This is a genomic window from Synechococcus sp. BSA11S (assembly GCF_014224355.1).
Lineage (GTDB): Bacteria > Cyanobacteriota > Cyanobacteriia > PCC-6307 > Cyanobiaceae > Regnicoccus_A.
In genome coordinates this window covers 75,770-100,675 of record NZ_VNWP01000004.1, presented here as the reverse complement: position 1 = coordinate 100,675, position 24,906 = coordinate 75,770, and the positions used below count along the sequence as shown (strand labels likewise).

Here is a 24,906-nt window from a genome sequence, read left to right as displayed (position 1 = left end):
CAATTGAAAGTTCTTCAGACCTTCAACCGGGTAGCATGACCCGGTTGATCACATGCACGACGCCGTTGTCGCAGACCACATCGGCCACATTAACACTGGCATTTTTGACTTCAAAAGGATCGGCCCGGCGAATCGGCAAAGGCGCTCCTTCCAGGGTGGTCCACTCGTCCCGCGAGAGCAGATCCTCCTGCGTGAACTGCCCTGAGAGCACGTGGTACTTGAGGATGCGTGCCAGCTGCGGTGGATTCTGCACCAGGGTCTGAACGGTGCCCGGCGGCAGAGCTGCAAAGGCATCGTCCACCGGTGCGAACACGGTGAATGGACCCGGGCTGGCGAGGGCTTCGAGCAGGCCTCCGGCTTCGACAGCAGCCAGCAAAGTCTGAAAGCAACCTGCCGCACGGGCGGTATCAAGAATGTCGGCCACGCTGATGGGGGAGGAGGGAATGGTGGAGCAGCTCAGCGGTACTCCTGGGACTGCACGTCGCGCAGGCGTGCCTCGGGTCTGAGGAAACGATCCATCTGGCTTTCAAAGAAGCGCCGGTTGGCGAGCAGGTGCTCGGGGTCAGGATCATCCAGTGGATAGAACAACGCGGCCCGAAGGGCCTGAATCACAGCTGAGGTCACGTTGTACATCGATCTCTGGAAGGTGATGCCCAACTGGATCAGCTGGTCTTCTTCACCGCGGCGATGACTCAGGTAGATCTCCCGGAGATAAGGGGGCAGAAAATGGACCATGTCCTGCATCAGCAGGGTGGGAGGGATACCGGCGGATCCCACAGGGAAGACATCAGCATAAAGAATACCGTAGTGGAAATCCGCTTGGTCAGCCGGCACCTGCCCCGCCTGAGCATTATACGACTTGGTTCCTCGGAATGGGGCAGTGCGGTAGAACACGGCTTCCACGTACGGCAGAGCCGCTTCATACAGCCAGGTGAATCCTTCAGACTTGGGAATGATCTCCAGGCACTCTCCATTGATGTAAACGTGGTGATAGATCGGCCGGCCTGCCACAGCAAAGATGCCATTCACCAGAAAATTCATGGCATCTGGCACTCCTGCAAAGCCCCCTTCGTCGTAGATGTCACTCATCTCGAAAAAGACCGGTGCCATCACCTCCCAGAACAGACCGAGGTTGGCGTAGTAACTGAGCTTGCGCACCTGCTCCAGGAACATCTCCGGAAACAGCTTGTGCAATCCAAGCATCAGGGGATTGCCCTTGAAATAGGCCTTGATGGCCCGATCGGCATTGGCCTTGTAGGTGTCGCTCTCCAGATAGTCGTAGAAGCGTCCGCCCATGCCTTGGTGCCAGAACATGGCATCCATGCAGGCCTCGGCGAACTCCATGTTGATGCGGTCGTGCCAGAGGTGATGGAGCAGCTTGGGCATCCGCCCTGACTCTCCTTTGTCCATGAACTCCAGCAGTTCGGGGTGGGCCCCGGCCTCCCCACGCCAGATGCGCAGGTCGGCGCTCTCTCCGGCATAGGAATTGGGAAGATCGAGGTACTCCTGGCTGGGGAAATACTTGAAGGCCGGCAGGGGATTGAGGAACACACGCTCGGCGATGTAGAGCAGATCACGCCAGTAGAAGTCCATCGGTACGGCGTAGGCCTTGTAGATGCCGATGATCTGCTTGAGGTTCTCCGGCGTGTCCGGAAGCATGGAACCACCCGCCTCCAGCCGCTGCACCACCTCAGCGAAGGGGTGGGTGGAGGGGGGCAGGGCCGTGGGCTTCGGGGTCAGCACCGTCATGAGTGGAGCTCCTGAAGGATTGAAGAGGCGGCGGGAAGAGACGCGATCAGGGGTTGGTGACGAGCCAGGGGTGTGGTGACGGATTCACTCCAGCCCAGGGTGAGCGGTGGCCAGAGGCCACCCACCAGCACCAGGGCCGAGAGCACCAGGGCCGGCAATCGCTCGGGCCACGTGGTGGCGGGATAGGAGGCTTTGGCGTTATCGAGCTTGCCGAAGCCCACCCGATTGAACAACCGAATCGCATACACCGCCGTCAGACCGGAAGCGAACAGGCAGCCGAGGGTGGGCAAGGGGAACACGCTCCAGCTGCCCTGGAACACCACCAGCTCTGCCACGAAACCCACCATCCCCGGCAGACCAGCGGCGGCCATCAGAGCCAGCAGGAACATGCCCAGGGTGAAGGGCAGACCGCGCAGGGGATTGAGCAGGCCGGAGAGTTCGGCGATCTCGGTGGTGCCCGTCTTGGCTTCGATCAGGCCCACCACACAGAACAGCAGCGAGGAGATCACCCCGTGGGCGAGCACCTGGGCGACGGCCCCCTGAAGGCTCAAGGGGGTGGCGGCCGCCAGAGCCAGCACCAGCAGACCCATGTGCCCCAGGGAGCTGTAGGCCACCAGCCGGCGCATGTCGGTCTGGGCGATGGCGTTGAGCGCTCCATAGACCGCACCGGCGGTGCCCGCCAAGGCGATCAGGGGCGCCCAGGCTTCCCAGGTCTCACCCATGAAGCCCACACCGAAACGCAAAAGGCCATAGGCCCCGAGCTTGGAGACGGCACCGGCCAGCAGCATCGCCACCGGTGACGACGACTCGCTGTAGGCGAGGGGCTGCCAGCCATGCAGGGGAACCGCCGGTAATTTCAGACCGAAAGCCAGCACGAGCAACCCCAGGATCCAGACCCTGGAGCCCTGAGGGAGCGCCGCAGTGGCCATGTCGTCGTAGGCGAGGCTGAAGCCGTTGGCATTGAGCAGGCCGAGGGCCAGCACCGCCGACAGCAGGGCCACCCCCGACACGGCGCCATACAGCAGATAGCGAATGGCGGCCTGACGGCTGCGCTCGTGCCCATAGATGGCGATGAGCATGGTGGTGGGGATCAGGATCAGCTCGAAGGCGATCACGAACAGCAGGCCATTGCGGGCCAGAAAGGCCCACTGAAGGCCCAGGTTGGTGGCCAGCACCAGGCCAAAGAACAGCCTCTGCCTGGGCATCTCCCTGCTGGTGGCCGCGATGGTCATCAATGTGAGCAGGGCCGTGAGGCCCACCAGCGGCAGCGAGAGGCCGTCCTGACCGAGGTGAAAATCGAGTCCGAGCTGGGGCAGCCACTCCAACCGCAGGTCGGCGGCAGGCTGAACAGCCATCCGGACCATCAGCAGCAACTGCAGGCCGGGGATAACAAGGGCCAGGCGGCGGGGCCAGGGGCCGGCTGGAGCGACGATCATCGCCAGCACGGCCGCCAGCGGAAGCAACAGGAATAGAAGCAGCATGGAAGTTGACGGCTGGGGAGACGACGGGCGTCAGAAACGAAGCAGGGACGGCTGGCGCACAAGGATCCAGGCCCCCATCAGCAGCACGCCGATCAGCACCGTGAGCGCATAGCCCTGCACCCGGCCTGAGGTGCTGTAGCTGAGCCGACGGGCCCCCTCCATGGTCAGACCGCCGCTGCGTTCGCTGAAGCCATCCACCAGGCGACGATCCACCCAGTGGCTGGCCGCTGCCAACACCACCACCAGTCCCACGACCGTACGGCGGTAGAAGGTTTCGGTGTGCAGGTCGGCCGCCAGCCAATGCTGCAGGCCATCCAGGGGATGAGGGAGCTGCTGCCAGGTGAGCGCTCCCCCCAGCAGAGTGGAGGCCACGAGGGGCAGGGTGAGGGGGCCCCAGCTGATGGCACCGAACGGCGTGGGGGCCAGCAGCACCGGCACGTGCAGCACCAGGCCCGCTCCCACCATCGTGGGCAGCACCATCAGCCAGAGCACCTCAGCCGAGCGGGCCGTGAAGACCGAGGGGGTTCCTCCCCAGATCCGCCGGAAGATACGCACCAATCCAGCGCTGATCAAGGCATTGGTGAGCAGCAGCACCGCCAGCAGAGCCGATGGAGCGGGGCCATCAAGCAAAGAACCGGCCAGTTCATTCAGGGCGCCGAAACCAGCCAGAGGAGGCACAGCCACCAGGCCGGCGGCACCCACCAGAAAGGCCATCCCCGTGAGTGGCCGCCTCGACCACAGTCCCCCCAGCTGGGTGAGGTCCTGGGTGACATTGCTGCTGATCACCGTGCCCACGGACATCAGCAGCAAAGCCATCGGCAGGGGATAGATCAACAGCATGTGCCAGGCCGCGTCCACAGATCCGCAACCCACGGCCATGAACAGCAGGCCGAACCAGCTGCTCACCAGAAACGAAAGGGCCCGCTTGATATCCACCTGGGCCAGGGCGATCAAGGCCCCCACCAGGGCCGTGGTGCCGCCCACCACCACCAGGAAGGCCTGGGCGGTGGGGCTGATGGCCAGCAGAGGATGCAGACGCAGCAGCACCCAGGCACCACCCGCCACCACCACCGAACTGCGCAGGATCGTGGAGGGCAGTGGACCTTCCATCGCTTCATCCAGCCAGAGGTGAAGGGGGATCTGGGCGCACTTGCCCATCGGGCCGGCCACCAGGGCCAGCAGGATCAAGGTGAGGGCCGGTGACGGTTGGGCCTGAGCGGCCCAGAGGGCCAGGTCGTTGAAGTTCCAGCTGCCCGCCATCGGCAGCAGGGCGATCACCCCGGCCAGCAGCACCAGGTCACCCACCCGTTTGGTGAGAAAGGCATCCCGGGCCCCTTTCACCACCAGCGACTGGTTGTACCAGGTGCCGACGATCAAGTAGGTACCCAGGGTGAGCAGCTCCAGCACCACATAGGAGAAGAAGAGCGAATCGGTGACCACCAGGGCGCAGAGACCGGCTTCGAAGAGATTCAAGGATCCGAAGAAGCGGGGCCAGCCCCAATCCATCTCCAGATAGCCGATCGCATAAACCTGGGCCAGGAGATGGACACCACAGATCATCGTGATGGCGATCAACACGCTGCGATCAATCGTGGCGTCGAAATTGATGGTGAGCCCGGCGGTGGAGAGCCAGGTCCAGGTGAAGCTGAGGCTGCGGCCGGAGCAACCGATCCAGGCCAGCAGGCCATGGCTGAACGCAAGAAAGTTCATCACCAGGTTGAGATACCCGGCTGGCCGAGGTCCACTCTGGCTGATCAGACCAGGGGACCAGAGGAAGGAGAACAAACCGCTGATTAAGGGGTAGAGCGGAATCAACCAGGCCGTCTCGAAGAAGGGGACGGTCATCGCGTTGTGCGGTTTGAGGGAGAGTCGAAAACCCTAGGGGTTTCTCCTGCTCAAGTGGTGGCCTAATGAAGTTGCGTTGCCTATGACTCCGTTAAGCGTGGTTGATCAGCTCCAGTCCCGATCACAGCCCTGACTCAGCCCGTTCCTGGTGTCGAGGACGATCCAGGCTGGGCTCAGGCACGGGGCTCCACCGGCAGCATGTCGCTGCCGGCCGGCTTGGTGGTGGGATCCAGCCGCTGTCCCGCCAGGGCCACAGGGATCATCGGCAGCATCGGCAGAGCGCAGATCAGCCACTGCTTCAGGCTCAGGGCCTGGGTTCCGAACAGCTGGTTCATCCAGCCCAGCTGGCTGAAGGCCCACTGCAGCATCAGGGCCAGGGCCAGACCCAGCAGCAGCACCGGAGCCTGGGTCAGCTGGCCCCAGCCCCGCTCAGCAGCGCGGTGAAGCCCCTTGCTCACCTGGCTGATGCTGAGCAGATACACCATCTGGGCCAGCACCAGCCCCTGCACCGCCATGGTGCGGGCGCCTGCCAGATCCAGTCCGTTGTGGCGGCCCCAGGCGAAGAGGCTGAAGATCAGGGCCCAGTTGAAGGCCGACACCAGCAGAATCCGGCGGATCAGGCCGCCCGTGAGCAGCGGTTGCTGCGGAGGCCGTGGCGGCTGGAGCATCAGGCCTTCGCACCTGGGCTCGAAGGCCAGCGGCACCGACATCGTGAGCGAGCTCACCATGTTCAGCCAGAGCACCTGCAGTGCCGTGACCGGCAATTCAAGACCGAGCAGCGCCGCCAGCAGGATCGTCATCGAGGCGGCCCCGTTCACCGGCAGCACGAAGGCCAGCGATTTGCGCAGGTTCAGGTAAACGGCACGTCCCTCCTCCACGGCGGCCTCGATCGTGGCGAAGTTGTCGTCGGTGAGCAGCATGTCGGCGGCCTCACGGGCCACTTCAGTGCCGCCTCGACCCATGGCGATGCCGATGTCAGCCTGCTTCAGGGCCGGTGCGTCATTGACCCCATCGCCGGTCATGGCCACGATTTCGCCGTTGGCCTGCAGCGCTCGTACCAGCTCGAGTTTCTGGGCCGGGGCCACGCGGGCGAAGACATCCAGCCGCTCCACGCTGCTGGCCAGCTGATCGGGGGCAAGGCGGGAAAGGGCCGGCCCATCGAGCCCTTCCAGGGGGCCGACACCGCGGCCAAGGCCGATCTGGCTGGCGATCGCCAGGGCCGTTTCGAGGTGGTCGCCGGTGATCATTTTCACCCTGATTCCAGCCGCGCGGCAGGCCGCCACCGCGGCCACCGCCTCAGGCCGGGGCGGATCGAGCATGCCCTGCAGACCCACGAACTGCAGACCACGGGCCACATGGTGTTCCTCGAGGCTGGGTTGCTCCGGCTGGGCGCAGCCCACCGCAAAGGCCAGCACCCGCTGCCCGCGGCTGGCCATGGCGGCCACGGCTTGCTGGATGGCGTCGCAATCGAGGGGCTCCTCCGCGCCGCTGGCGCCAAGCTGGCTGAGGCAACGGGGCAGCACGGCTTCCAGGGAGCCCTTCACCAGGATGCGGGCACTGCCGTGCAGGGTGGCCATGTACTGCCGTTCGGACTCGAACGGAATCGCATCACGCCGGGGGTGCTCATGCAGGCTGCGCTCATGATCCAGGCCCGCCGAGCGGGCCGCCACCAGCAGGGCCGTTTCCGTGGGGTCCCCCACCAGCCCGTCCTCCTCGCTGTGGCGGGCGTCATTGCAGAGCAACCCCGCCAGCAGGGTTTCACCCATGGCCCGGTTCTTCCCCAGGGGATCCTCCCCCCAGAGGCTCTCGAGACTGCGAAGGTCTCCTCCGGCGTAGATCTCCTGCACCAGCATCCTGTTCTGGGTGAGGGTGCCGGTCTTGTCGGAGCAGATCACGGTGGTGCTGCCAAGGGCTTCCACCGCCGGCAGCTTGCGGATGATCGCGTTGCGCAGGGCCATGCGCTTGACTCCGATCGCCAGGGTGACGGTCACGATCGCCGGCAGCTCCTCGGGGATCGCCCCCACAGCCAGGGCCACAGCGCCGTCGAACATCTCGGCGGAACCCCGTTGCCGGATCAGACCGACGGCGAAGGTGAAGGCCGCCAGCACCAGGATCACCTTCAGCAGGGTCTGGCTGAAACGCTGAAATTTGCGGGTGAGCGGAGTGCTCAGGCTCTGGCGCTGGCGCAGCACCGTGGAGATCTGTCCCACTTCGGTGGCGCCGGCGCAGGCCACCACCAGCCCCGTGGCCTGGCCGGCGGTGACGAAGCTGCCGGCATGGGCCATGCCTCGGCGATCCCCCACGGCGGCATCCACCGGAACCGCCTGGCACGATTTCGTCACCGGCAGTGATTCGCCAGTGAGCGCCGATTCGTCGAGCCGCAGTTCACGCACCTGGAGCAGGCGCAGGTCTGCGGGCACCCTGGCGCCAGGGCTCAGCCTCACCAGATCGCCGATCACCAGCTGCTCGGAGGGCAGACGCAGCTCCCTTCCGCCTCGCACCACATCCACCTCCGTACGCACCGACCGGGCCAGTGCCGCGATCGAGGACTCGGCCCGATCTTCCTGCACGAAGCCGATCACCGCATTGATCAGCGTCACGCTCCAGATCACCAGCGCTTCACCGAGGGAATCGATCCAGAGCTTGATCAGGCCCGTGATCAGGAGCGTGTAGAGCAGGGGATTGTGGAACTGATCGAGGAAGCGGAGCCAGCCCGGCCGCCCCGGCAGCTCCGTGAGCTGGTTGGGACCCAGGCGGGAGAGGCGACGGGCCGCTTCCTCGTCGCTCAGACCACGCTCGGGGTCGCTGCCAAGCCGGGTCACCAGCGCAGCGCATTCGAGGGCGTGATACGGCGGGTCCAGGGGGTTCTCGTCCCACGGTCGGGACGTCGGGCCTGACATGGAGCAGCGCGACGGGAGGTGACGCTATCGACCCCGCCACCCGGCCGACTCCAACCTGCTGGTTTTTCAGCCGGCGGCTGCCAGTTCGGTCTCGATCGCGGCGATCGCCAGCCGGGTGGCGATCAGCGCATCGGGATTGAGGCTGATCGAATCGATGCCTTCCTTCACGAGAAAGCGGGCGAATTCGGGGTAGTCGCTGGGGGCCTGGCCGCAGAGGCCGATCGGCCGGCCGCAGCGGTGGGCGGTGCCGATGGCGAGGTGAATCATCTCTTTGACGATCGGATGACGTTCATCGAACAGGTCCGCCACCAGGGAGGAGTCGCGGTCGATGCCGAGGGTGAGCTGGGTGAGGTCGTTGGAGCCGATCGAGAATCCATCGAAATACCGCGAAAAGGCTTCAGCCCCGATCACGTTGCTGGGCAGCTCGCACATCACATACACCTTGAGATCTTCCTCACCACGCACCAGTCCGTGGCGGGCCATCTCCTCGAGCACCCTTGCCCCTTCCTCAGGGGTGCGACAGAACGGCACCATCGGGATGGTGTTGCGCAGGCCCATCTGGCAGCGAACCCTGAGCAGGGCACGACATTCCAGCCCGAAGGCCGCACGGAACCCCGGAGAGGTGTAGCGGGCCGCTCCCCTCCAGCCGATCATCGGATTGGCCTCCTCGGGCTCGAAGGCCTGGCCACCGAGCAGGCGGGCGTACTCGTTGCTCTTGAAATCGGAGAAGCGCAACACCACGGGTTTGGGATGGAACGCCGCTGCGATCCGCGCCATGCCCTGGGCGAGCCGGTCCACGTAGTACTCGGCGGGGTCGTCGTAGCCGGCGGTGAGGCTGGCGATGGCCTCGCGCTCGGCGGGGTCGCTCACCCGCTCCGGCTGAAGCAGGGCCATGGGATGCACCCGGATGTGGTTGGCGATGATGAATTCCAGCCGGGCCAGACCGACGCCGTCGCAAGGGATGGCCGCGAAGCGGAAGGCCTTCTCCGGATTGCCCACGTTGATCAGGATGCGGGTGCGGGTGCTGGGCAGGTGCTCCAGCTTCTGCTCCTCCATCTCGTAGCGGAGCAGACCCCGATAGACCATGCCGTCCTCCCCCTCCGCGCAGCTGATCGTGATCGGCTCGCCGTCGTGGATGAGCTCGGTGGCATTGCCACATCCCACCACCGCGGTGATGCCCATTTCCCTGGCGATGATCGCGGCGTGGCAGGTGCGTCCGCCCTGGTTGGTGATCACCCCCCTGGCCTTCTTCAGGATCGGTTCCCAGTCGGGATCAGTGCGCTCGGTCACCAGCAGATCGCCCACTTCGAAGCGGTCGATGCCACTGGGGTTGAGGATCACCCGGGCGCGGCCCGTGCTGATCGAGGCTCCGATGGCGCGTCCGTGGGTGATCAGCTCCGCCTGATGGGGCTTGAGATGCCAGCGGCAGAGCACGGAGCCGGACCGCCTGGATTCGACAGTTTCAGGACGGGCCTGCAGGATGAACAGTTCTCCGCTCTCCCCATCCCGGGCCCACTCGATGTCCATCGGTGTGGACGTCCCCTGGCGGGCGCTGTAGTGGTCCTCGATCAGACAGGCCCAGCGTGCCAGGGTGAGGGCCTCCTCATCGCTGATGGCGTAACGACCACGCTCCGGCTCCTGCACAGGCTCGTTGCGCACCGTTCCCCCCTTGTCGTACACCATGCGTATGGCCTTGCTGCCCAGGCGTTTGCTGACGATCGCCGCATAGCCCTGACGGAGGGTGGGCTTGAACAGGAGGATCTCGTCGGGGTTGACGGAGCCCTGAACCACGTTCTCGCCCAGGCCGTAGGCCGCGTTGAGCAGCACGGCGTTGCGGAAGCCGGTTTCGGTGTCGAGCGTGAACATCACGCCGGCGGAGCCCAGGTCGGAGCGCACCATCCGCTGCACCCCGATCGAGAGAGCCACCTCCAGGTGATCGAAGCCGTTGATCTGGCGGTAGGAAATGGCCCGATCGGTGAACAGGGAGGCGTAGCAGCGCCGGCAGGCGGCCAGCAGATCCTCCTCTCCCCGCACGTTCAGGTAGGTCTCCTGCTGGCCGGCGAAACTGGCATCAGGCAGATCCTCCGCGGTGGCACTGGAGCGAACCGCCACAGGTCCTGCTCCCAGCTCGACATAGGCCGCCGCCACGGCATCGGCGAGCTCCGACGGCAGGGAGGCCCCCAGGATCAGATCCCGGGCATCCTGGCCGGCCTTCTGGAGAGCCGTGATGTCGCCGCTGTCGAGTTCGGCGAGGATGGAGCGCAGGGGATCCTCCAGGCCGTTGTACTGGAGAAACAGGCGGTAGGCGGCCGCGGTGGTGGCAAAGCCGCCTGGCACCCTCACCCCCTGGCTGGTGAGCTCGCGAATCATTTCCCCCAGGGAGGCGTTCTTGCCTCCCACCTCAGCGATCGCACCGATGCCCACCTGCTCGAAGGGGCGCAGCAGCGGTGGTCTCGACACGGTGGACACCGCCGGGAATGGATCGGAGCCCATGGCGATCGAGTTGCGCAGTGACCCAGGCTAGGTACGGCTGGCGCCTGGGTCCGCCTTCAGCGGTGTCAGTCGCAATTCCCCGGCGGGGGGGGTTCCCGGCGTGAGGTCAAGGCGGCTGGCTGCTCCCCTCAGGGCAACCGGCTTACCCGCACGACGGGCTTTGAGGGCGTCGCAGAGATCGAGCGGCTTGGCCTTTGGATCCAGCCAGTCAAGTGACCAGGAGCGGGTCTTCTCCCCCGCAAGGGAGGAGACAGCCACCAGTTGACCGGTATCAAACCCGGCGGCTTCCACCAGGCCGGGGGGGTAGCCATACCGTTGCTCGAACACCAGCTCGAAGCGATCCCAGCCCGGACCGCGGCTGAGGGAGTCCACACCCAGCTGGGCCAACGGCAGCGGCTCGCGAACTGGAAACGGCCAGACCAGGGTCAGGTTCTCCGGCAGGTCAAGGTCGGCCACGGCCTGGGCCAGGGGACTGTCCGGTGTCGTCATCACCACCAGGGAGGCGGGGGTGTACCAGCCCACGTCATCGCGCAGCTGGTCCATCAGCTCGGGCTCCGGATTGATGATCGCCTCGGGTTCGTTGGTGGGACCCACAGTCCAGCCGCCTCCACCTTCGATCGTCTCCACGAACCGATCAGCCAGGGCGGCCTGCTCAGCACCACCGTCATGGATCACCATCACCTTTCCCTTGCTGTCTTCCAGCAGGCCCCTGGCCAGCCGGTCGGCCTCAAGGCTGCGGGACGGCAGAACCGGCCAGAGCCTGTCAGCGCCCACCTGGCTGGGCAGTCGTTGCAGCGAGTAGCCCCGTTGCAGCGGCAGCAGCACGTTCACCCCCCGGCTCTGGGCCAGGCGACCGAAGGGCAACAGGTTGACGGCTGGCGGTGCGATCAACAACTCAGGCATCGGAATGCCAGCCAGGAGAGCTTCGGGATCCTGTTCCGGTGGAAGCCAGCCCAGGCCAAGACTGGGTGGCTGCACCCCGCAGGCGCGGGTCTCCTCCATCGCCAGCCCGTACCCCCGCCGCAAACCATCTCCAACGCCCGCCAGCAACCCTTCGCTGGGGAGCAGCATCAGCACCTGCTGCGGAAGGGGGGTGGTGGCCGCCAGGCTCTGCACCCCCACCAGCACAGCGGCAAGACCGAAGCCGACACTCCAGAGGGGAGTTCGAGCCCCGCGTGGTGGGGAAGGTTGGGGCCCGCTTTCCAGCCCGCCAGTGGTCATGGCCTGTACCGTCCAGCCCAGCGAGGTTACGTGCAGCTTCGTTCCTAGGTTTGAGTTCCAAAATGAGGGACGCATGAAGAGCCTCTCCGCTCCAGGGCGAACTCCACAGCCGAGGCCTTCGCGCCGGGGCCGCCTGATCGGCCTGCTGGCAAGCTGCGCTTTCGGGTGGATCACCCTCCCAGGTCTGCTGCCAATGCCGGCTCTGGCCATTCCCCAGCAGGAGGCCATGAAGAAGCTGGCGGTGATCCCTGTCTTCCTGCTCACCGATGCCAAGGGAATCCCGCTGCCCCTGGAGCGGGACAAGGCCTTGGTGCTGCCCCTGTATCTGGATCGAACCAAGGCGAATCAGGAACTGGCGGCGTTTGTGAAGGCCAACCCCACGGTCAAGGCCGGTGTGTTGCCGATGCCGATGAATGTGGCCCTGGAACTCGTCCAGAAGCTCAACAAGTCGTCGAAGGATCGCAAGCTGCTCTCTCCGGTGATCCCCACTTCATCCAACCTCAGCCAGGCCCGCAGCCTGCTGGGCAAGCAGGGCCTCGATCAGAAGTCGATCCAGGAGGGGCTCTCGGTGCCGGTGTTCTTCACCAAGCCTCTGATCACCGTCAAGATGGAGCAGGGCGAGCGGGGACTCTTTTTCTTTGATTACGCCTCGCTGCAGAAAGCGATGGCGGGGATTCCCGATCGCAGCAAACTCACGGTTCAGGCCGCTGATCTCACTGCAGTGATGGATCAGATCGTCAAGCAGAAGAACGACATCTACGCCTTCTACCCGACGCCGGAGTACTTCCGTTTGGTGCAACAGCAATCCCGTGGACAGGGGGCATCATCGGCTGCGGGCTCTCAGTGAGAGCTCGACGTTGACTCTCTGTTGTCCTGCCCGGGTGTTTCAGACGACGGTCGCTCAGGCTCGGAATCCGGCAGCAGCTGAGTGAGCAACCCACCGGCCAGCAGCACCGCACCGATGCCGAGGGCAAGGGGACGGCTGGACCCAGGGGACTCCCCCTGCCAGATGGCGGCGCTGAGAAACGCCCCCCCCAGCAACAGGCTGGGCACCAGCACGATCCCCTTGGCGGTGCGATTCAGGCTCATGGCGACTGGGGCTGGGGCTTGGGGTCAACGGATGGGCAGCCGCTGGGAAGAATCAACGCGGGCAGCGGCTCGGCCAGGCCGGCATCGATCAGTCCTGAGCCCAGATCAAGCCCCTCTCGCAGCACCTGAACGCGGGCAAGCAGCACCCCATCGGCGGAGTCCAGTGGGCGGAGATTCACACGGGTGCGGCGGGGCAGCTCCTGGCGGAGCCAGGCTTCGGCGGCGTCTGCGTGCTCCGGGGTCACGCTGATGCAGCCGAGCTGCACCGGGTAGCTGCGGTTCTGATCGCCCACCTGCAACAGCACACCACTGCGCACCTGCAACACTTCGGCTGCAGCCGCCGGTGGGCAGGCCCAAGGACTGAGCAGCAGGCCGACGGCGAGGGTGAGGCTGAGCAGGAGGGAGAGAGGGCTCAGAGCTTCGCGCCGCAGCTGGGACAGAACAGATGGGCGCTTTCGGTACTGAAGCCGCAGGAGCCGCACTGACGGGTGGTGTCGATCGCCAGCTCCGGATGGGTGGGAAGACCCACCATCTGGGCGTTACTGGCTCCGGGGGGCACCATCGGATAACAGTTCTCATCGCGGCGCACCCGCACATCGATCAGGACGGGGCCCGGATGGGCCAGGGCCTCATTCAGCTGATCGCGGAAACCGGCACGCTCGCTGATCCCCACCCCCCTGACGCCGAAGGCTTCGGCCAGCCGCGGGAAATCGGGCATGCCGCGGGTCATCTCCGAGGCGGAATAGCGCTCGCCGTAGAAACTCTCCTGCCACTGCCTCACCATCCCCTGCCAACCGTTGTTGAGGATCACCACCTTCACGGGCAGGTCGTACTGGGAGAGGGTGCCCAGTTCCTGAATGTTCATCAGGATGCTGGCATCGCCGGCCACGCAGATCACCTGGTCGTCGGGGAAGGCCACCTGCACACCCATGGCCGCCGGCATGCCGAAACCCATGGTGCCGAGGCCGCTGCTGCTGATCCAGTGCCGCGGTGGGTTGTTCAGATACTGGGCGGCCCACATCTGATGCTGACCCACGTCAGTGGTGATGAAGGCATCGGGAGCCAGATCCCGGAGGGCGAGCACCACCTCCTGGGGGGCGATGGCGCCCTCCGGGGAGGGAATCACCAAGGGGTAGTGGCGCTTCCAGCGGGCGATGCGCTCCAGCCAGGGACCGGTGCGTCCATTGCCGCTCTCGCCCTCTGAGGCGCTCAGCAGGGCCTCGAGGGCCAGGCGGACATCCGAGACGATCGGCACCTCCGGCAAGCGGTTCTTGCCCACCTCAGCCGCATCGATATCGATGTGGATCACCTGGGCGCGGGGGGCGAAGCTGTCGAGGCGTCCGGTGACCCGATCGTCGAAGCGGGCTCCGGCCGCGATCAGCAGATCACACTCGGTGACGGCGAAGTTGGCGTAGGCCGTGCCATGCATCCCCAGCATTCCCACCGCCAGGGGATGGCGTTCATCGAAGGCCCCCTTGCCCATCAAGGTGGTGGTGACCGGCAGCTGGAAGCGCTCGGCCAGGGCGATCAGGGAGGCGTGGGCTCCGGAACTGATGGCGCCTCCACCCACATAGAGAAGCGGACGTCGTGACTGACGGATCAGTTCGATCGCCCGGGCGATCGATTCAGGGGCGGGACCCTCCGGCAGCCGATATCCGGCAGGGATGGCCGTGCCCGGCTCCACGGGGGTGTAGTCGAATTCTTCGAGCCCCACGTCTTTGGGCACATCGATCAGCACCGGACCGGGACGCCCCGTGGAGGCGATCAGAAAGGCCTCGGCCACGATCCGGCCGATGTCGGCGGGGTCGCGCACCACCCAGGAATGCTTCACGATCGGCAGGGTGATGCCGAAGATGTCGGTTTCCTGGAAGGCGTCGGTGCCGATGGCGGCCCGGGGCACCTGCCCAGTGATCACAACCATCGGCACCGAATCCATCTGGGCCGTGGCGATGCCGGTGACCAGATTCGTGGCGCCGGGACCGGAGGTGCCGAAGCACACCCCCACCCGGCCGGTGGCGCGGGCGTAGGCGTCGGCAGCGTGGCTGCCACCCTGCTCATGACGCACCAGCACATGCTTCAGCCAGCCCCGGCTCTCGGCCTTGTGCAGGGCGTCGTAGATCGGCAGGATCGCCCCCCCCGGGTAACCGAAAACATCGGTGACCCCATGGCGATGGAGGGCGTCCATCAGGGCATCGGCCCCAGACAGACGTCCGGGAACCTGCTGGGCTGATGCCTCGGCCTGGATCAGGGGGCTGTCCGCACCGGTGGCCGGGCTGGCTGCTGGACTGGCTGCGGTGGATGTCACGGGGGTCACGGTGGCGGGCAACACACGCAACGGAAGACCGTCAGCGTAGGAGCTCACTTCCGGTGATGGGAGAACTGTTGCGAGGACCGTGGCTGCAGCCGTCGGCCACGCACCATGGCCCTCAGGATCAGCCCTGGATCGAGCCAGGTCCCCCGGTAGCGGATCCCCCAGTGAAGGTGGGGGCCCGTGGTGCGTCCGCTCAGGCCCACGTGGCCGATCAGCTGGCCTGCTCTCACCGCCTGACCAGGCCGCAGCAGCACCGGTCCACTGGCGTAGGCGCCAGCTCGCACCTCTCCCGCCAGGTGGCAATACACATGCTCATAGGGGCCTGAGCGGATCTCCACCCCCACCCCGCAACCGCCGTCGCGGAAGACATCGGACACCACACCGGTCCACCAGTTGCGGATCGGGGAACCCAGGGGTGCGGCGATGTCGAGGCCGGAGTGCAGTTCCGCACCACCGCCCGGGCCCGTGCGGCGGCCGAAATGGCTGGTGAAGCCGGCAAAGTGCACGATCGGGAACACACCTCGGGCCCAGCGAAGCTCCGAGCGGGCAGGAGGGAGCTGCGCCAGGCTCAGCTGCAGCCCCAGAAGTCCAGCGGCGACGCCGCATCGTCTAGAGCAGGCCGAGGGCATGGAGCGGTCCGCGTCCACTCAACAGCTCCAGGAGGAAGGCCGAGAAGCCGAGCATGGCCAACCGACCGTTCCAGACTTCGGAACTGTTGTTCCAGCCCCAGGCCCATTTGTCCTGGGGATAGAGCTTGACCTGGGTGGGCAGGGCGGCGGCCTGGTCGAGATTCACCTCGGGTCCGGCCTGGGCCTGCTGCACCAGGTCGGCCAGTCCCTTGATGAAGGTGGGGTAGGTGTCAAGCGCGGGGACGCGCACGAAGTTGCTGATTCCAGCTTCCGTGGCGATCTCCCGGTACTCGATGTCGATTTCCTCGAGGGTTTCGATGTGCTCACTCACGAAACTGATCGGCACCACGACCAACTCCTTCACACCCTCCTCCCCGAGCCGCACCAAGGCTTCGTCGGTGTAGGGCTTGAGCCATTCCACCGGGCCTACCCGGCTCTGGTACGCCAGGGTGTAGGGGTTGTCATGGCCGAGCAGGTCTTCCAACTTGCCCATCACCAGCCTGGAGCAGGCTTCGATCTCCTGCTGATAGGGATCACCGGCTTCCTCCACATAGCTCTTCGGCACCCCATGGGCGCTGAAGAAGACATGGGCGGAGCCGGGATCCTCGCAGCTGCGCACGCCAGCGGCGATCAGCTCCGCCATGGCCAGCACATAACCCGGATGGTCATACCAGCTGCGGATGCAGCGGATGGGCAACCTGCTGAAGGAAGGATCGGCCTGGCGCAGGCGTTGCAGCTCCCGGAAACTCGAACCGCTGGTGCTGATCGAGAAATGGGGATAAAGCGGCAGCACCACCACCTCATCGACGCCATCCGCCTTGATGTCACCCACGGCTGATTCCGTGAAGGGATGCCAGTAGCGCATCGCCACGTAGGTGGTGGCCTGGACCCCCCGCTGGCGCAGTTCACTCTGCAGCTCGCGAGCCTGCTGCTCGGTGATGCGGCGCAGGGGTGAGCCGCCGCCGATGGCGCGGTACGCCTCCTTGGACTTGCTGCTGCGCAGGGTGCTGATCAACCAGGCCAGAGGCTTCTGCAGCAACGGGGTCGGCAGCCGGATGATCTCCGGATCAGCGAACAGGTTGTAGAGAAAAGGCCCAACATCTTCGATGCGCTCAGGCCCGCCGAGGTTCAGCAACAAAACGCCGACCCTGGCCATACCCGAAGTGTTCCGCCGATTGGCTCAGAGCGTAACCCTGCTGCTGCCCCCTGGCGGCAGCAGGCGGCGATCGATAAGGTCGGCCGACTCTTCGCTGCGGCGGAGGCCAAGCCAACGTTGCCACCCCGCCCCAGTCCGGAACCGCTCTGACTCCCACCATCGCCGCGATCGACACCGAGCTGCGCCAGGAGAACGACCGCCTGGCGGCCAGTGGCCTCGCCCTGCGGCTGGAGCGGCGGGGTGGGCGCCTGGCCCTGCGCGGACCCCTTCCCTGCCCACGGGGCGGTCCCCAGCGGGTGCAGCGCCTGAGCCTGGGCCTTGAGGCCACCTCCAGCGGGCTTATCCAGGCCCGCCGTGAGTTGAAACGGGTGAGCCAGGCCCTGCGCCAAAAGCGTTTTGACTGGAGCGACTGGGGTCGCTCCCAAGCATCGACCTCGGGGCTGGAGCGGCTCAAGGCCTTTGAAGGGGCTTTCTTCGCCGACCCTCGCCGCCGCCGCAATCCCGCCGGCAGCCGCACCACCTGGACCGCGGCCTATCAGCCCTATGTGCGCAGGCTCCGTGTCCTGCTGGAGCAGGGGGAACCCCTGACCAGCGCTCTGCTGGTGCAGGTGCTGGAGGCCTATCCCCCCGCCAGCCGCAGCCGTCAGCAGTGCGGCACCGCTCTGGCGGCCCTGGCCAGGCAGCTGGAGCTTCCCCTGCCGGAGGATTGGTGCCAGCGAGCTTCCGGCTACGGCCTGCACCAGGCCCAGTACCGGCGCCTGCCCAGCGATGCCCAGCTGCTGGAGTGGGTGGAGCGCATTCCCAACCCACGCTGGCGCATGGTTTACGGCCTGATGGCCACCTACGGACTGCGCAATCACGAGGTGTTCTTCGCTGATCTATCAGCCCTGGCCCCGGGGGGGGATCGCGTGATCCGGGTGCTTCCCACCACGAAGACGGGGGAGCACCAGGTCTGGCCCTTTCAGCCGGAGTGGGTGGATCGCTTCGAGCTGGCCCCGCTCGGGGAGCGCAGCGAACTGCTTCCCGCCGTCTGCACCGATCTCAGGCGCACCACCCTTCAGCAGGTGGGGCGACGGGTGGCGGAACAGTTCCGTCGCTACGACCTGCCCTGCACCCCCTACGACCTGCGTCATGCCTGGGCCGTGCGCACGATCCACATCGGCCTGCCCGACACGGTGGCGGCGCGGATGATGGGCCACTCGGTGGCGATTCACACCCGCACCTACCACCACTGGATCACGCGGCGTGACCAGCAGCAAGCCGTGGATGCCGCCCTCGCCAGGCTTCGGCCGACCCCCTGAGCGGGCCAGCACGCCAGAGTGACCATCGGTTCTCGAGCTCAGCGCCCATGTCCGATCAACTCGATCAGGTGGCTGCGGAGCTCGGCCCCGGCGGTGACCTTGCTCCCGAGCGCGACGCTGAGGCCTACCGCCGACGGATGGAGCGCCGCCGGGAGGTGCAGCAGCAACGGGTGGGGGAGCGCAGCCTCGAGAAGGGCCTGGTGCTGGTGTTCACCGGTGACGGCAAGGGCAAGACCACCGCGGCCCTGGGCCTGGTGCTGCGCACGCTTGGGCACGGCGAGAGCGTGGCGGTGGTGCAGTTCATCAAGGGCGGATGGCAGCCGGGAGAAGCCCGGGCCCTGCAGCGGTTCGGCGACGACCTGGCCTGGCATGCCCTCGGCGAGGGCTTCACCTGGGAGACCCAGGACCGGGAGCGGGATCGGGCGCTGGTTCAGCAGGCCTGGCAGCGGTCGATGGGGTATCTCGCGGAGCCCGAGCGCAGGTTGGTGGTGCTCGATGAGGTGAATGTGGCCCTGAAGCTGGGCTACCTGGAGCTGGATCAGGTGCTCGAGGGCCTCGACCGTCGCCCTCCCTTCACCCATGTGGCCCTGACGGGCCGGGGGGCACCCCAGGGGCTGGTGGACCGCGCCGATCTCGTCACCGAGATGCGGCTGGTGCGCCATCCCTTTCGCGAGCAGGGTGTCAAAGCCCAGGCGGGCATCGAGTTCTGAGCCTGGCAACTGGGATTCAGTGCTCGCGGCCGAGCTTGCTACTGTTCCGGCGACTGTGGTCCGCGTGCGCTGAATTCCGATGGCTTACCAGCGCGTTCTGCTCAAACTCAGCGGTGAAGCGCTGATGGGCGAGCAGGGCTACGGCATCGATCCCGCCATCGTCCAGGCCATCGCCGCCGATGTCTCGGCAGTGGTCACCGCAGGCAAGCAACTGGCCATCGTGGTGGGCGGCGGCAACATCTTCCGGGGTCTGAAGGGTTCCTCGGCAGGCATGGACCGTGCCACCGCCGACTACGTGGGCATGCTGGCCACGGTGATGAACGCCATCACCCTGCAGGACGCCCTGGAGCGGGAGGGAGTCCCCACCCGCGTGCAGACCGCCATCGCCATGCAGGAAATCGCTGAGCCCTACATCCGTCGCCGCGCCATTCGCCATCTGGAGAAGGGACGGGTGGTGGTGTTCGGGGCCGGCTGCGGCAATCCCTTTTTCACCACCGACACCACGGCAGCCCTGCGGGCCGCCGAGATCAACGCCGACGTGGTGCTCAAGGCCACCAAGGTGGATGGTGTCTACGACAAGGACCCGGCCCACCACGCCGACGCCGTTCGTTACGACCAGCTCACCTTCCAGGATGTGCTCAGCGGTGAGCTGGCCGTCATGGACAGCACCGCCATCGCCCTCTGCAAGGACAACGCCATCCCGATCGTGGTCTTCGACCTGTTCGGGCCCGGCAACATCGGCCGCGCCATCGACGGCGAGCCGATCGGCACCCGCATTCTTCCCGCCGGCTGAAGCCGGAGTCTCTTGATAGCACCCATGGACCTCGAAGCCAGCATGCGCAAGTCGCTGGAAGCCACCCAGCGCACCTTCAACACCATCCGCACCGGTCGGGCCAACCCTTCCCTGCTCGACAAGATCACCATCGAGTACTACGGCACCGAGACCCCGCTGCGGTCGGTGGCCAGCCTCTCCACCCCCGATTCCCAGACGATCCAGATCCAGCCCTTCGACACCGCCGCCATGCCGGCGATCGAGAAGGCCATCGCCATGAGTGATCTCGGCCTGACACCCAACAACGACGGACGCCTGATCCGCATCAACATTCCCCCGCTCACCGCCGACCGTCGCAAGGAGTTCTGCAAACTGGCCGCCCGCTATGCCGAAGACGGCAAAGTGGGCTTGCGCAACATCCGCCGCGACGCGATCGACAAGGTCAAGAAGCTGGAGAAGGAGGGTGAGCTCTCCGAGGATCAGAGCCGCGACGAGCAGGACAAGGTCCAGAAACTGACCGACCGCTTCGTCGCCGAACTGGAGAAGAGTCTCGCGGAGAAGGAAGCCGACATCCTCAAGGTGTGAGCGTGGCCGCTGCGGAGTCGTCCACCGACACCGATGTGATCGTGGTGGGCGCCGGGGCGGCCGGGGCGGCTGCGGCCTATCACCTGGCGGCCAGAGGCCGGAGGGTTCGGTTGCTGGAGGCTGGCCGCCTGCCCCGGCCCAAGCCCTGTGGAGGCGGCATGGCGGCGTCCGTGCAGCGCCTCTTCCCCTTTGATCTCACCCCGGCGGTCGATCGGGTGATCACCAAGGTGCGCTTCACCTGGTGCCTGGAGGATCCGGTGATGGCGGAACTGCCGGGGGAAGCGCCCTTCTGGATCGTGCGCCGCTCACGCCTGGATGAGTTCCTGGCAGAGCAGGCTGTGGCCTGCGGGGCCGATCTGCTCGAGGCCACCGCCGTGGAGGCGATCACGCGGGAAGGCAATCACTGGCGCGTGCACACGGTCCGGGGCTCCCAGCTCAGCGCCAGAGCCGTGGTGATTGCCGATGGGGCCAGCTCAGCGTTCACCCATCCCCTGGGCCTGGGATCACCCCAGCCCCGCTTTGCCTCGGCCGTGTCGGTGGAGGTGGAGGGTGAGGTGCTCGAGCCCGACACGGCTCATTTCGAATTCGGTCTGGTCCGCCATGGCTTCAGCTGGGCCTTCCCCCGCAAGGGGGGGCTCAGCATCGGTGTGGGCAGCTTCATCGGCCGCGAGCCTCTGGAGGCCGAAGCCGTGCTGGCGCGCCTGCTGCCCAGTTTCGGGCTCCCTCCGGGCAGTGGTGAGCGACAGGTCTGCCCCTTGCGGGTCTGGGATGGCCATCACCGGCTGCACCATGAGGCCGGGGCCGTGGTGGTGGGGGATGCGGCCTCGCTGGTGGACCCTTTCCTGGCGGAGGGACTGCGCCCCGCTCTGCTCAGCGGCACCAGGGCCGCTGAGGCCCTCGACCGCTGGCTGGGCGGTGAGACCAAGGCTTTGGCGGGCTACAGCGACAGTCTGCGAACGGAATGGGGGCAGTCGATGGCCTGGGGCCGACGCATTGCCCAGGTGTTCTACAGGCTGCCCAGGGTGGGGTATCAACTGGGGGTGAAACGCCCTACGGCACCCCGACGCATCGCCCAGATCCTTTCCGGAGAAATGGGCTATGGCGACATCGCCCAGCGGGTGATCCGCCGCCTGATGTTCAGCCGTGGTCAGGGTTAACGCAGGCAATCCTTGAGCTGCCGCAGACGTTGATCGATCGAGCTGAGCAGTTCAATCGCGAACATCGGTGATTCCTGAACGGCAAAGAGGAATTTCTCCCGGTTCATCACCAGGATCCTGCAGGGTGTGATGGCCCTGGCATTGCCGTAACGGCGGTGGTCTGGGGTGACCAGGGCACCGGCACCGAAGACATCACCCTCCCTGATCTCCTCGTGGCCGGCGTCACCGTTCCAGCTCAGCTGGACGCTGCCCTGCAGCAGGCCGAACATGCAATCGCCTGATTCGCCGGCCCTGAAGATCAGATCGCCGACTTCATATTCGCGCACCTCTCCCTGGCTGGCGAGGGAACGCAGGGTGTCGAGGGCATTCACGGATTCTGGCCTCGGTTGTGCAGCCAGTCTGCAGCTCAGGCGCCGACGGCGGAGAGGGCCAGGGGCGCACCAAGGCCGCCGCGGACGTCTTCGGGGACCAGCCTGCCGTCGTGATCGGTGTCGAGGGCGTCGAAGACAGCATCGCTGCCCAGCCATTCCTCGCGGGTGATGCAGCCATCGCCATCCATGTCGTTGAGCAGGAAGATTTCCTGGGCGGCATGGGCAAAGGCGGCCTCGCCTTCCAGCTCGGCCAGCCGATGGGCCAGCTGGGCCTCGAGGGTCTCGATGGCCTTGCTGAAGCCGCGGATGCCCTCATCGAGCTTTTCGGTAGCCATGCGATCGGCGGCCATGGCGGCATTGAAGTCGCTGAACTCCAGGCTGAATTGCGCCTCGGTGGCCGCCGGGTTGCCTGGATCGAGCTTGCGCAGCAAAGGGGCTTCGGTGCGGCGCAACTGATCCAGAAGCTTGGGTGAAATCGTGAGCAGATCACAACCAGCCAGCTCGATGATCTCCTCGATGTTTCGGAAGCTCGCCCCCATCACTTCGGTGCGATATCCGTATGTTTTGTAGTAGTTGAAGATCTTGGTGACGGAGATCACGCCGGGATCTTCAGGGCCTGGGTAGTGCTCGCGGCCGGTGTCATGCTTGTACCAATCAAGGATGCGACCAACGAATGGGGAGATCAGGGTGACACCGGCCTCGGCGCAGGCCACGGCCTGGGTGAAGCTGAACAGCAGGGTGAGATTGCAGTGGATCCCCTCTTTCTCCAGCGCTTCAGCGGCCTTGATTCCCTCCCAGGTGGAAGCGATCTTGATCAGCACGCGCTCCTTGCCGATACCGACCTGCTCATAGAGACCGATGAGTTTGCGGGCCTTCTCGATGGTGGCCTCGGTGTCGAAGCTGAGCCTGGCGTCCACCTCGGTGGAGACCCGCCCAGGCACGATCTGGAGAATCTCCTTGCCGAAGGTCACGCAGATTTCATCGAGGGCTTCAAGCACCACCTCCTCTGCGGGTGCCGCTGCACCGATCACCTGCCTGGAGGCCTTGAGGGACTCATCGATCAACCTCTGATACAGCGGAATCTGGGCGGCCGCCAGGATCAGGGAAGGATTGGTGGTGGCGTCGCGGGGTGTGAACTGCTTGATCGCTTCGAGTTCACCGGTGTCGGCGACGACCACCGTCATGGCCGAGAGTTGATCGAGCAGGTTGGGCATGTCTCCATGCATCAGCATCTGGGCTGGAGGCTAGCCAGGCACAGCCGTGCCCAGCCCGTGAGTCCTCAACCCCGCACCGTTGGCTCAGCAGCTTTTGGCTTGCCGCTGCTGGGTGGCACTTTCTCGAGCACGAGCAGGGCTTCGATGATCTCCTTGGCCGCCGGAACAGCCACCGTGGAGCCATAGGCGTTGCCCCCCTGGGGTTCGTCCACCACCACCAGCAACACGTAGCGGGGATCGTCGATCGGCAGATGGGCCACGAAACTGGTGATTCGTGCGCCCGGAATGTAGACCCCATTGCGGGCCTTCTGGGCGGTGCCTGTCTTGCCGCCGATGCGGTACCCGTCGACCTGAACGCCCTTGCCGCTGCCCTTCTCCACCACGGTTTCCAGCCAGGCCATCACCTGCTTGGTGACGGCTGGTTCCATCAACGGCAGACCTCGGGCGGCAGGGGCTGGGGCCAGGCTGTCGCCGGAGCGCAGACCACGGGTGATGTGGGGGCTCACCAGCTTCCCGCCGTTGGCCAGCATGGCGTGCAGTTGCAGAAGCTTCAGGGGCGTGAGAGAGAAGCCCTGGCCGAAGGCGGCAGTGGCGGGCTCGATCGGCTGGGTGGTGAACTGCTCACGGGTCTTGAGCTCGCCGGCCACGGCTCCGGGCAGGTCGGTGTCGGGGATGGTGTCGATGCCGATGCGGCGCATCCACTCCCAGTAGGTGGAGGGCTTCAGCAGCCGCATGGCCTGCACCATGGCCACGTTGCTCGAGACCTGAAGGACGGTGGCGAAATCGAGGATGCCGTTGGCCCGCCGATCGTGGTTGAAGATCGGCCAGCCGCCGATCGTGAGCTGCCCCACGTCATTGACGGTGCCGTTGGGCTTGATGGCCTTCTCCTGCAGGGCGATCGCCAGGTTGATCGGCTTGAAGGTGGAGCCAGGCTCGTAGAGATCCTGCACCGACCATTCCCGGAACAGTCCTGGGGAGAATTTCCAGAAGTTGTTCGGGTCGTAACTGGGGCTCGAGGTGAGCGCCAGCATCTCGCCATTGCGCACATCCATCACCATGGCGGATCCCCGCTTGGCCTTCCACTGCTTCAGCTGTTTGGCCAAGGCCTGCTGGGCCACCTGCTGCAGGCGGGAGTCGAGGGTGAGCTGCAGGCGCAGATCGTCGGTGTAGAGAACTCCGGCCTGCAATCCATCGGGGAGGGGCGTGCCATCCGCCCCTCGGCGCATCTGACGAACACTTTCCTGGCGACGCAGGTCCTTGTCGCGGCTCTGCTCCAGGCCAGCCTGAGCGACCCGCTCCAGGTTGAGGAAGCCAACCACATTGGCGAACAGCTGAGCCTGGGGGTAGATCCGCTGGGGATAGGGCTCAAGGTCGAGCCCGCTGATTCCAAGCTCCCGAAGGCGGCGGGCGGTTTCTGGATCGAGATCCGTGATCAGCTTCACCCCGGATTTGCGGCCGCCGATGGTTCGCATCAGATCGGGCGCAGGCACCTGCAGCACCTCGGCCAGCTTCTCGGCGGTCTCGGAGCTGGTGCGGATCAGGTTTGGATCATCCCCGGGGAAATTGAAGTAGCGGGGATGGGCCCAGAGGGTGAACCGTTCCTCATCAAGGGCGACCAGTCGCCCGCGACGATCGACGATCGGGCGGCGCTTGCCGATCGGCTTGGTCTTCTGGGTCTGGATCGCCCTGGCGCGCTGCTGAAGGCGATCGCCTTCCTTGACCTGCAACCAGGCCATTCGGCCGGCCAGACCCACCAAGGCCAGGCAGAGGGTGAGATAGACGGTGAGAAGCCGCCCAGCAGGAACCGGCTGAAGCTGGATCACCCTGCGACGGCCGGAGCGCTGAGAGTCCAGCTGCGAGGGGATCTGTCCGTCCCCATGGAGAGGGATGGGAGAGGAGGCCTTGGCGGAGCGACGCACCAC

21 protein-coding genes are annotated in these 24,906 nt (G+C 65.8%); 6 read left to right on the top strand and 15 right to left on the bottom strand.

The features are described 5' to 3' along the window. Positions 1 to 22 precede the first annotated feature (22 nt). From FPZ61_RS05065 to FPZ61_RS05035, 7 genes are all read right to left on the bottom strand, one after another. Positions 23 to 424: a fasciclin domain-containing protein gene (locus FPZ61_RS05065; protein WP_185465252.1), complete on the bottom strand. Its 402-nt coding sequence runs from the start codon at positions 422 to 424 to the stop codon at positions 23 to 25. A 32-nt stretch (positions 425 to 456) separates the two neighbouring features. After that, positions 457 to 1,749 carry a CO2 hydration protein gene (locus FPZ61_RS05060; protein WP_185465251.1) on the bottom strand — a complete coding sequence of 431 codons (1,293 nt, stop codon included), beginning with the start codon at positions 1,747 to 1,749 and terminating at the stop codon, positions 457 to 459. Next, the gene (locus tag FPZ61_RS05055; protein ID WP_185465250.1) at positions 1,746 to 3,230 is read right to left on the bottom strand and encodes an NADH-quinone oxidoreductase subunit M; all 1,485 of its coding nucleotides are present in this window, start codon (positions 3,228 to 3,230) and stop codon (positions 1,746 to 1,748) included. Before FPZ61_RS05055 ends, FPZ61_RS05060 begins: the two co-directional genes overlap by 4 nt. 30 nt (positions 3,231 to 3,260) lie before the next feature. Further along, on the bottom strand, positions 3,261 to 5,075 hold the full coding sequence (locus tag FPZ61_RS05050) for an NAD(P)H-quinone oxidoreductase subunit F (RefSeq protein WP_185465249.1): 1,815 nt from the start codon (positions 5,073 to 5,075) through the stop codon (positions 3,261 to 3,263). A 173-nt stretch (positions 5,076 to 5,248) separates the two neighbouring features. Then, the gene (locus tag FPZ61_RS05045) at positions 5,249 to 7,975 is read right to left on the bottom strand and encodes an HAD-IC family P-type ATPase (protein ID WP_185465248.1); all 2,727 of its coding nucleotides are present in this window, start codon (positions 7,973 to 7,975) and stop codon (positions 5,249 to 5,251) included. A 66-nt stretch (positions 7,976 to 8,041) separates the two neighbouring features. Beyond that, on the bottom strand, positions 8,042 to 10,468 hold the full coding sequence (gene ppsA, locus FPZ61_RS05040; protein WP_221629795.1) for a phosphoenolpyruvate synthase: 2,427 nt from the start codon (positions 10,466 to 10,468) through the stop codon (positions 8,042 to 8,044). A 27-nt stretch (positions 10,469 to 10,495) separates the two neighbouring features. Further along, a complete protein-coding gene (locus FPZ61_RS05035) occupies positions 10,496 to 11,689 on the bottom strand; it encodes a histidine kinase (protein ID WP_185465247.1) in 1,194 nt (397 codons plus the stop codon). Positions 11,690 to 11,882: 193 nt separating this feature from the next. Here FPZ61_RS05035 and FPZ61_RS05030 point away from each other — a divergent pair, with 193 nt between their 5' ends. Next, complete coding sequence (locus tag FPZ61_RS05030) at positions 11,883 to 12,536, top strand: Tic22 family protein (RefSeq protein WP_255441378.1); 654 nt, start codon at positions 11,883 to 11,885, stop codon at positions 12,534 to 12,536. Here FPZ61_RS05030 and FPZ61_RS05025 read toward each other — a convergent pair. The 5 genes from FPZ61_RS05025 to hemH form a co-directional block, all read right to left on the bottom strand. Further along, positions 12,530 to 12,778, bottom strand: coding sequence for a GIVxVP protein (locus tag FPZ61_RS05025; RefSeq protein WP_185465245.1), 249 nt, complete (start codon positions 12,776 to 12,778; stop codon positions 12,530 to 12,532). The two genes, FPZ61_RS05030 and FPZ61_RS05025, sit on opposite strands and share 7 nt — an antisense overlap. Further along, positions 12,775 to 13,104, bottom strand: a complete 330-nt coding sequence (locus FPZ61_RS05020) for a hypothetical protein (protein ID WP_370594266.1) — start codon at positions 13,102 to 13,104, stop codon at positions 12,775 to 12,777. Before FPZ61_RS05020 ends, FPZ61_RS05025 begins: the two co-directional genes overlap by 4 nt. A gap of 86 nt (positions 13,105 to 13,190) precedes the next feature. Further along, positions 13,191 to 14,963: a biosynthetic-type acetolactate synthase large subunit gene (gene ilvB, locus FPZ61_RS05015; protein ID WP_370593390.1), complete on the bottom strand. Its 1,773-nt coding sequence runs from the start codon at positions 14,961 to 14,963 to the stop codon at positions 13,191 to 13,193. Positions 14,964 to 15,136: 173 nt separating this feature from the next. Then, a complete protein-coding gene (locus tag FPZ61_RS05010; RefSeq protein WP_185465244.1) occupies positions 15,137 to 15,718 on the bottom strand; it encodes a M23 family metallopeptidase in 582 nt (193 codons plus the stop codon). Then, positions 15,699 to 16,874, bottom strand: a complete 1,176-nt coding sequence (gene hemH / locus FPZ61_RS05005; RefSeq protein WP_185465243.1) for a ferrochelatase — start codon at positions 16,872 to 16,874, stop codon at positions 15,699 to 15,701. Before hemH ends, FPZ61_RS05010 begins: the two co-directional genes overlap by 20 nt. Before the next feature lie 158 nt (positions 16,875 to 17,032). On the opposite strand from hemH, the gene FPZ61_RS05000 reads away from it, so the two are divergent. The 5 genes from FPZ61_RS05000 (at position 17,033) to FPZ61_RS04980 (ending at position 21,399) form a co-directional block, all read left to right on the top strand. Then, the gene (locus FPZ61_RS05000) at positions 17,033 to 18,175 is read left to right on the top strand and encodes a site-specific integrase (protein WP_370593389.1); all 1,143 of its coding nucleotides are present in this window, start codon (positions 17,033 to 17,035) and stop codon (positions 18,173 to 18,175) included. 47 nt (positions 18,176 to 18,222) lie between these two features. Then, positions 18,223 to 18,885 (top strand): cob(I)yrinic acid a,c-diamide adenosyltransferase, encoded by a 663-nt coding sequence (cobO, locus tag FPZ61_RS04995; RefSeq protein ID WP_185465242.1) that lies wholly within the window; start codon positions 18,223 to 18,225, stop codon positions 18,883 to 18,885. Between the two features lie 79 nt (positions 18,886 to 18,964). Further along, positions 18,965 to 19,678, top strand: a complete 714-nt coding sequence (pyrH, locus tag FPZ61_RS04990) for a UMP kinase (RefSeq protein ID WP_185465241.1) — start codon at positions 18,965 to 18,967, stop codon at positions 19,676 to 19,678. 24 nt (positions 19,679 to 19,702) lie between these two features. Continuing rightward, positions 19,703 to 20,242 (top strand): ribosome recycling factor, encoded by a 540-nt coding sequence (gene frr, locus FPZ61_RS04985; protein WP_185465240.1) that lies wholly within the window; start codon positions 19,703 to 19,705, stop codon positions 20,240 to 20,242. Beyond that, positions 20,239 to 21,399, top strand: a complete 1,161-nt coding sequence (locus tag FPZ61_RS04980; RefSeq protein ID WP_185465239.1) for a geranylgeranyl reductase family protein — start codon at positions 20,239 to 20,241, stop codon at positions 21,397 to 21,399. Before frr ends, FPZ61_RS04980 begins: the two co-directional genes overlap by 4 nt. Here the strand turns inward: FPZ61_RS04980 and FPZ61_RS04975 are convergent. The 3 genes from FPZ61_RS04975 to FPZ61_RS04965 all read right to left on the bottom strand — a co-directional run bounded on the left by FPZ61_RS04975 (position 21,396) and on the right by FPZ61_RS04965 (position 24,906). Next, positions 21,396 to 21,770 carry a Crp/Fnr family transcriptional regulator gene (locus tag FPZ61_RS04975; protein WP_185465238.1) on the bottom strand — a complete coding sequence of 125 codons (375 nt, stop codon included), beginning with the start codon at positions 21,768 to 21,770 and terminating at the stop codon, positions 21,396 to 21,398. The genes FPZ61_RS04980 and FPZ61_RS04975 overlap by 4 nt on opposite strands. 35 nt (positions 21,771 to 21,805) lie before the next feature. Next, a complete protein-coding gene (locus FPZ61_RS04970) occupies positions 21,806 to 22,984 on the bottom strand; it encodes a transaldolase (protein ID WP_185465237.1) in 1,179 nt (392 codons plus the stop codon). A 65-nt stretch (positions 22,985 to 23,049) separates the two neighbouring features. Then, the gene (locus FPZ61_RS04965; protein WP_370593376.1) at positions 23,050 to 24,906 is read right to left on the bottom strand and encodes a peptidoglycan D,D-transpeptidase FtsI family protein; all 1,857 of its coding nucleotides are present in this window, start codon (positions 24,904 to 24,906) and stop codon (positions 23,050 to 23,052) included.

Coding starts and splice junctions, on each gene's coding strand:
- FPZ61_RS05060 (WP_185465251.1), bottom strand. CDS start 1,749: ATGACGGTGCTGACCCCGAAGCCCACGGCCCTGCCCCCCTCCACCCAC.
- FPZ61_RS05055 (WP_185465250.1), bottom strand. CDS start 3,230: ATGCTGCTTCTATTCCTGTTGCTTCCGCTGGCGGCCGTGCTGGCGATG.
- FPZ61_RS05050 (WP_185465249.1), bottom strand. CDS start 5,075: ATGACCGTCCCCTTCTTCGAGACGGCCTGGTTGATTCCGCTCTACCCC.
- FPZ61_RS05045 (WP_185465248.1), bottom strand. CDS start 7,975: ATGTCAGGCCCGACGTCCCGACCGTGGGACGAGAACCCCCTGGACCCG.
- ppsA (WP_221629795.1), bottom strand. CDS start 10,468: ATGGGCTCCGATCCATTCCCGGCGGTGTCCACCGTGTCGAGACCACCG.
- FPZ61_RS05035 (WP_185465247.1), bottom strand. CDS start 11,689: ATGACCACTGGCGGGCTGGAAAGCGGGCCCCAACCTTCCCCACCACGC.
- FPZ61_RS05030 (WP_255441378.1), top strand. CDS start 11,883: ATGCCGGCTCTGGCCATTCCCCAGCAGGAGGCCATGAAGAAGCTGGCG.
- FPZ61_RS05025 (WP_185465245.1), bottom strand. CDS start 12,778: ATGAGCCTGAATCGCACCGCCAAGGGGATCGTGCTGGTGCCCAGCCTG.
- ilvB (WP_370593390.1), bottom strand. CDS start 14,963: ATGGACGCCCTCCATCGCCATGGGGTCACCGATGTTTTCGGTTACCCG.
- FPZ61_RS05010 (WP_185465244.1), bottom strand. CDS start 15,718: ATGCCCTCGGCCTGCTCTAGACGATGCGGCGTCGCCGCTGGACTTCTG.
- hemH (WP_185465243.1), bottom strand. CDS start 16,874: ATGGCCAGGGTCGGCGTTTTGTTGCTGAACCTCGGCGGGCCTGAGCGC.
- cobO (WP_185465242.1), top strand. CDS start 18,223: ATGTCCGATCAACTCGATCAGGTGGCTGCGGAGCTCGGCCCCGGCGGT.
- pyrH (WP_185465241.1), top strand. CDS start 18,965: ATGGCTTACCAGCGCGTTCTGCTCAAACTCAGCGGTGAAGCGCTGATG.
- frr (WP_185465240.1), top strand. CDS start 19,703: ATGGACCTCGAAGCCAGCATGCGCAAGTCGCTGGAAGCCACCCAGCGC.
- FPZ61_RS04970 (WP_185465237.1), bottom strand. CDS start 22,984: ATGCCCAACCTGCTCGATCAACTCTCGGCCATGACGGTGGTCGTCGCC.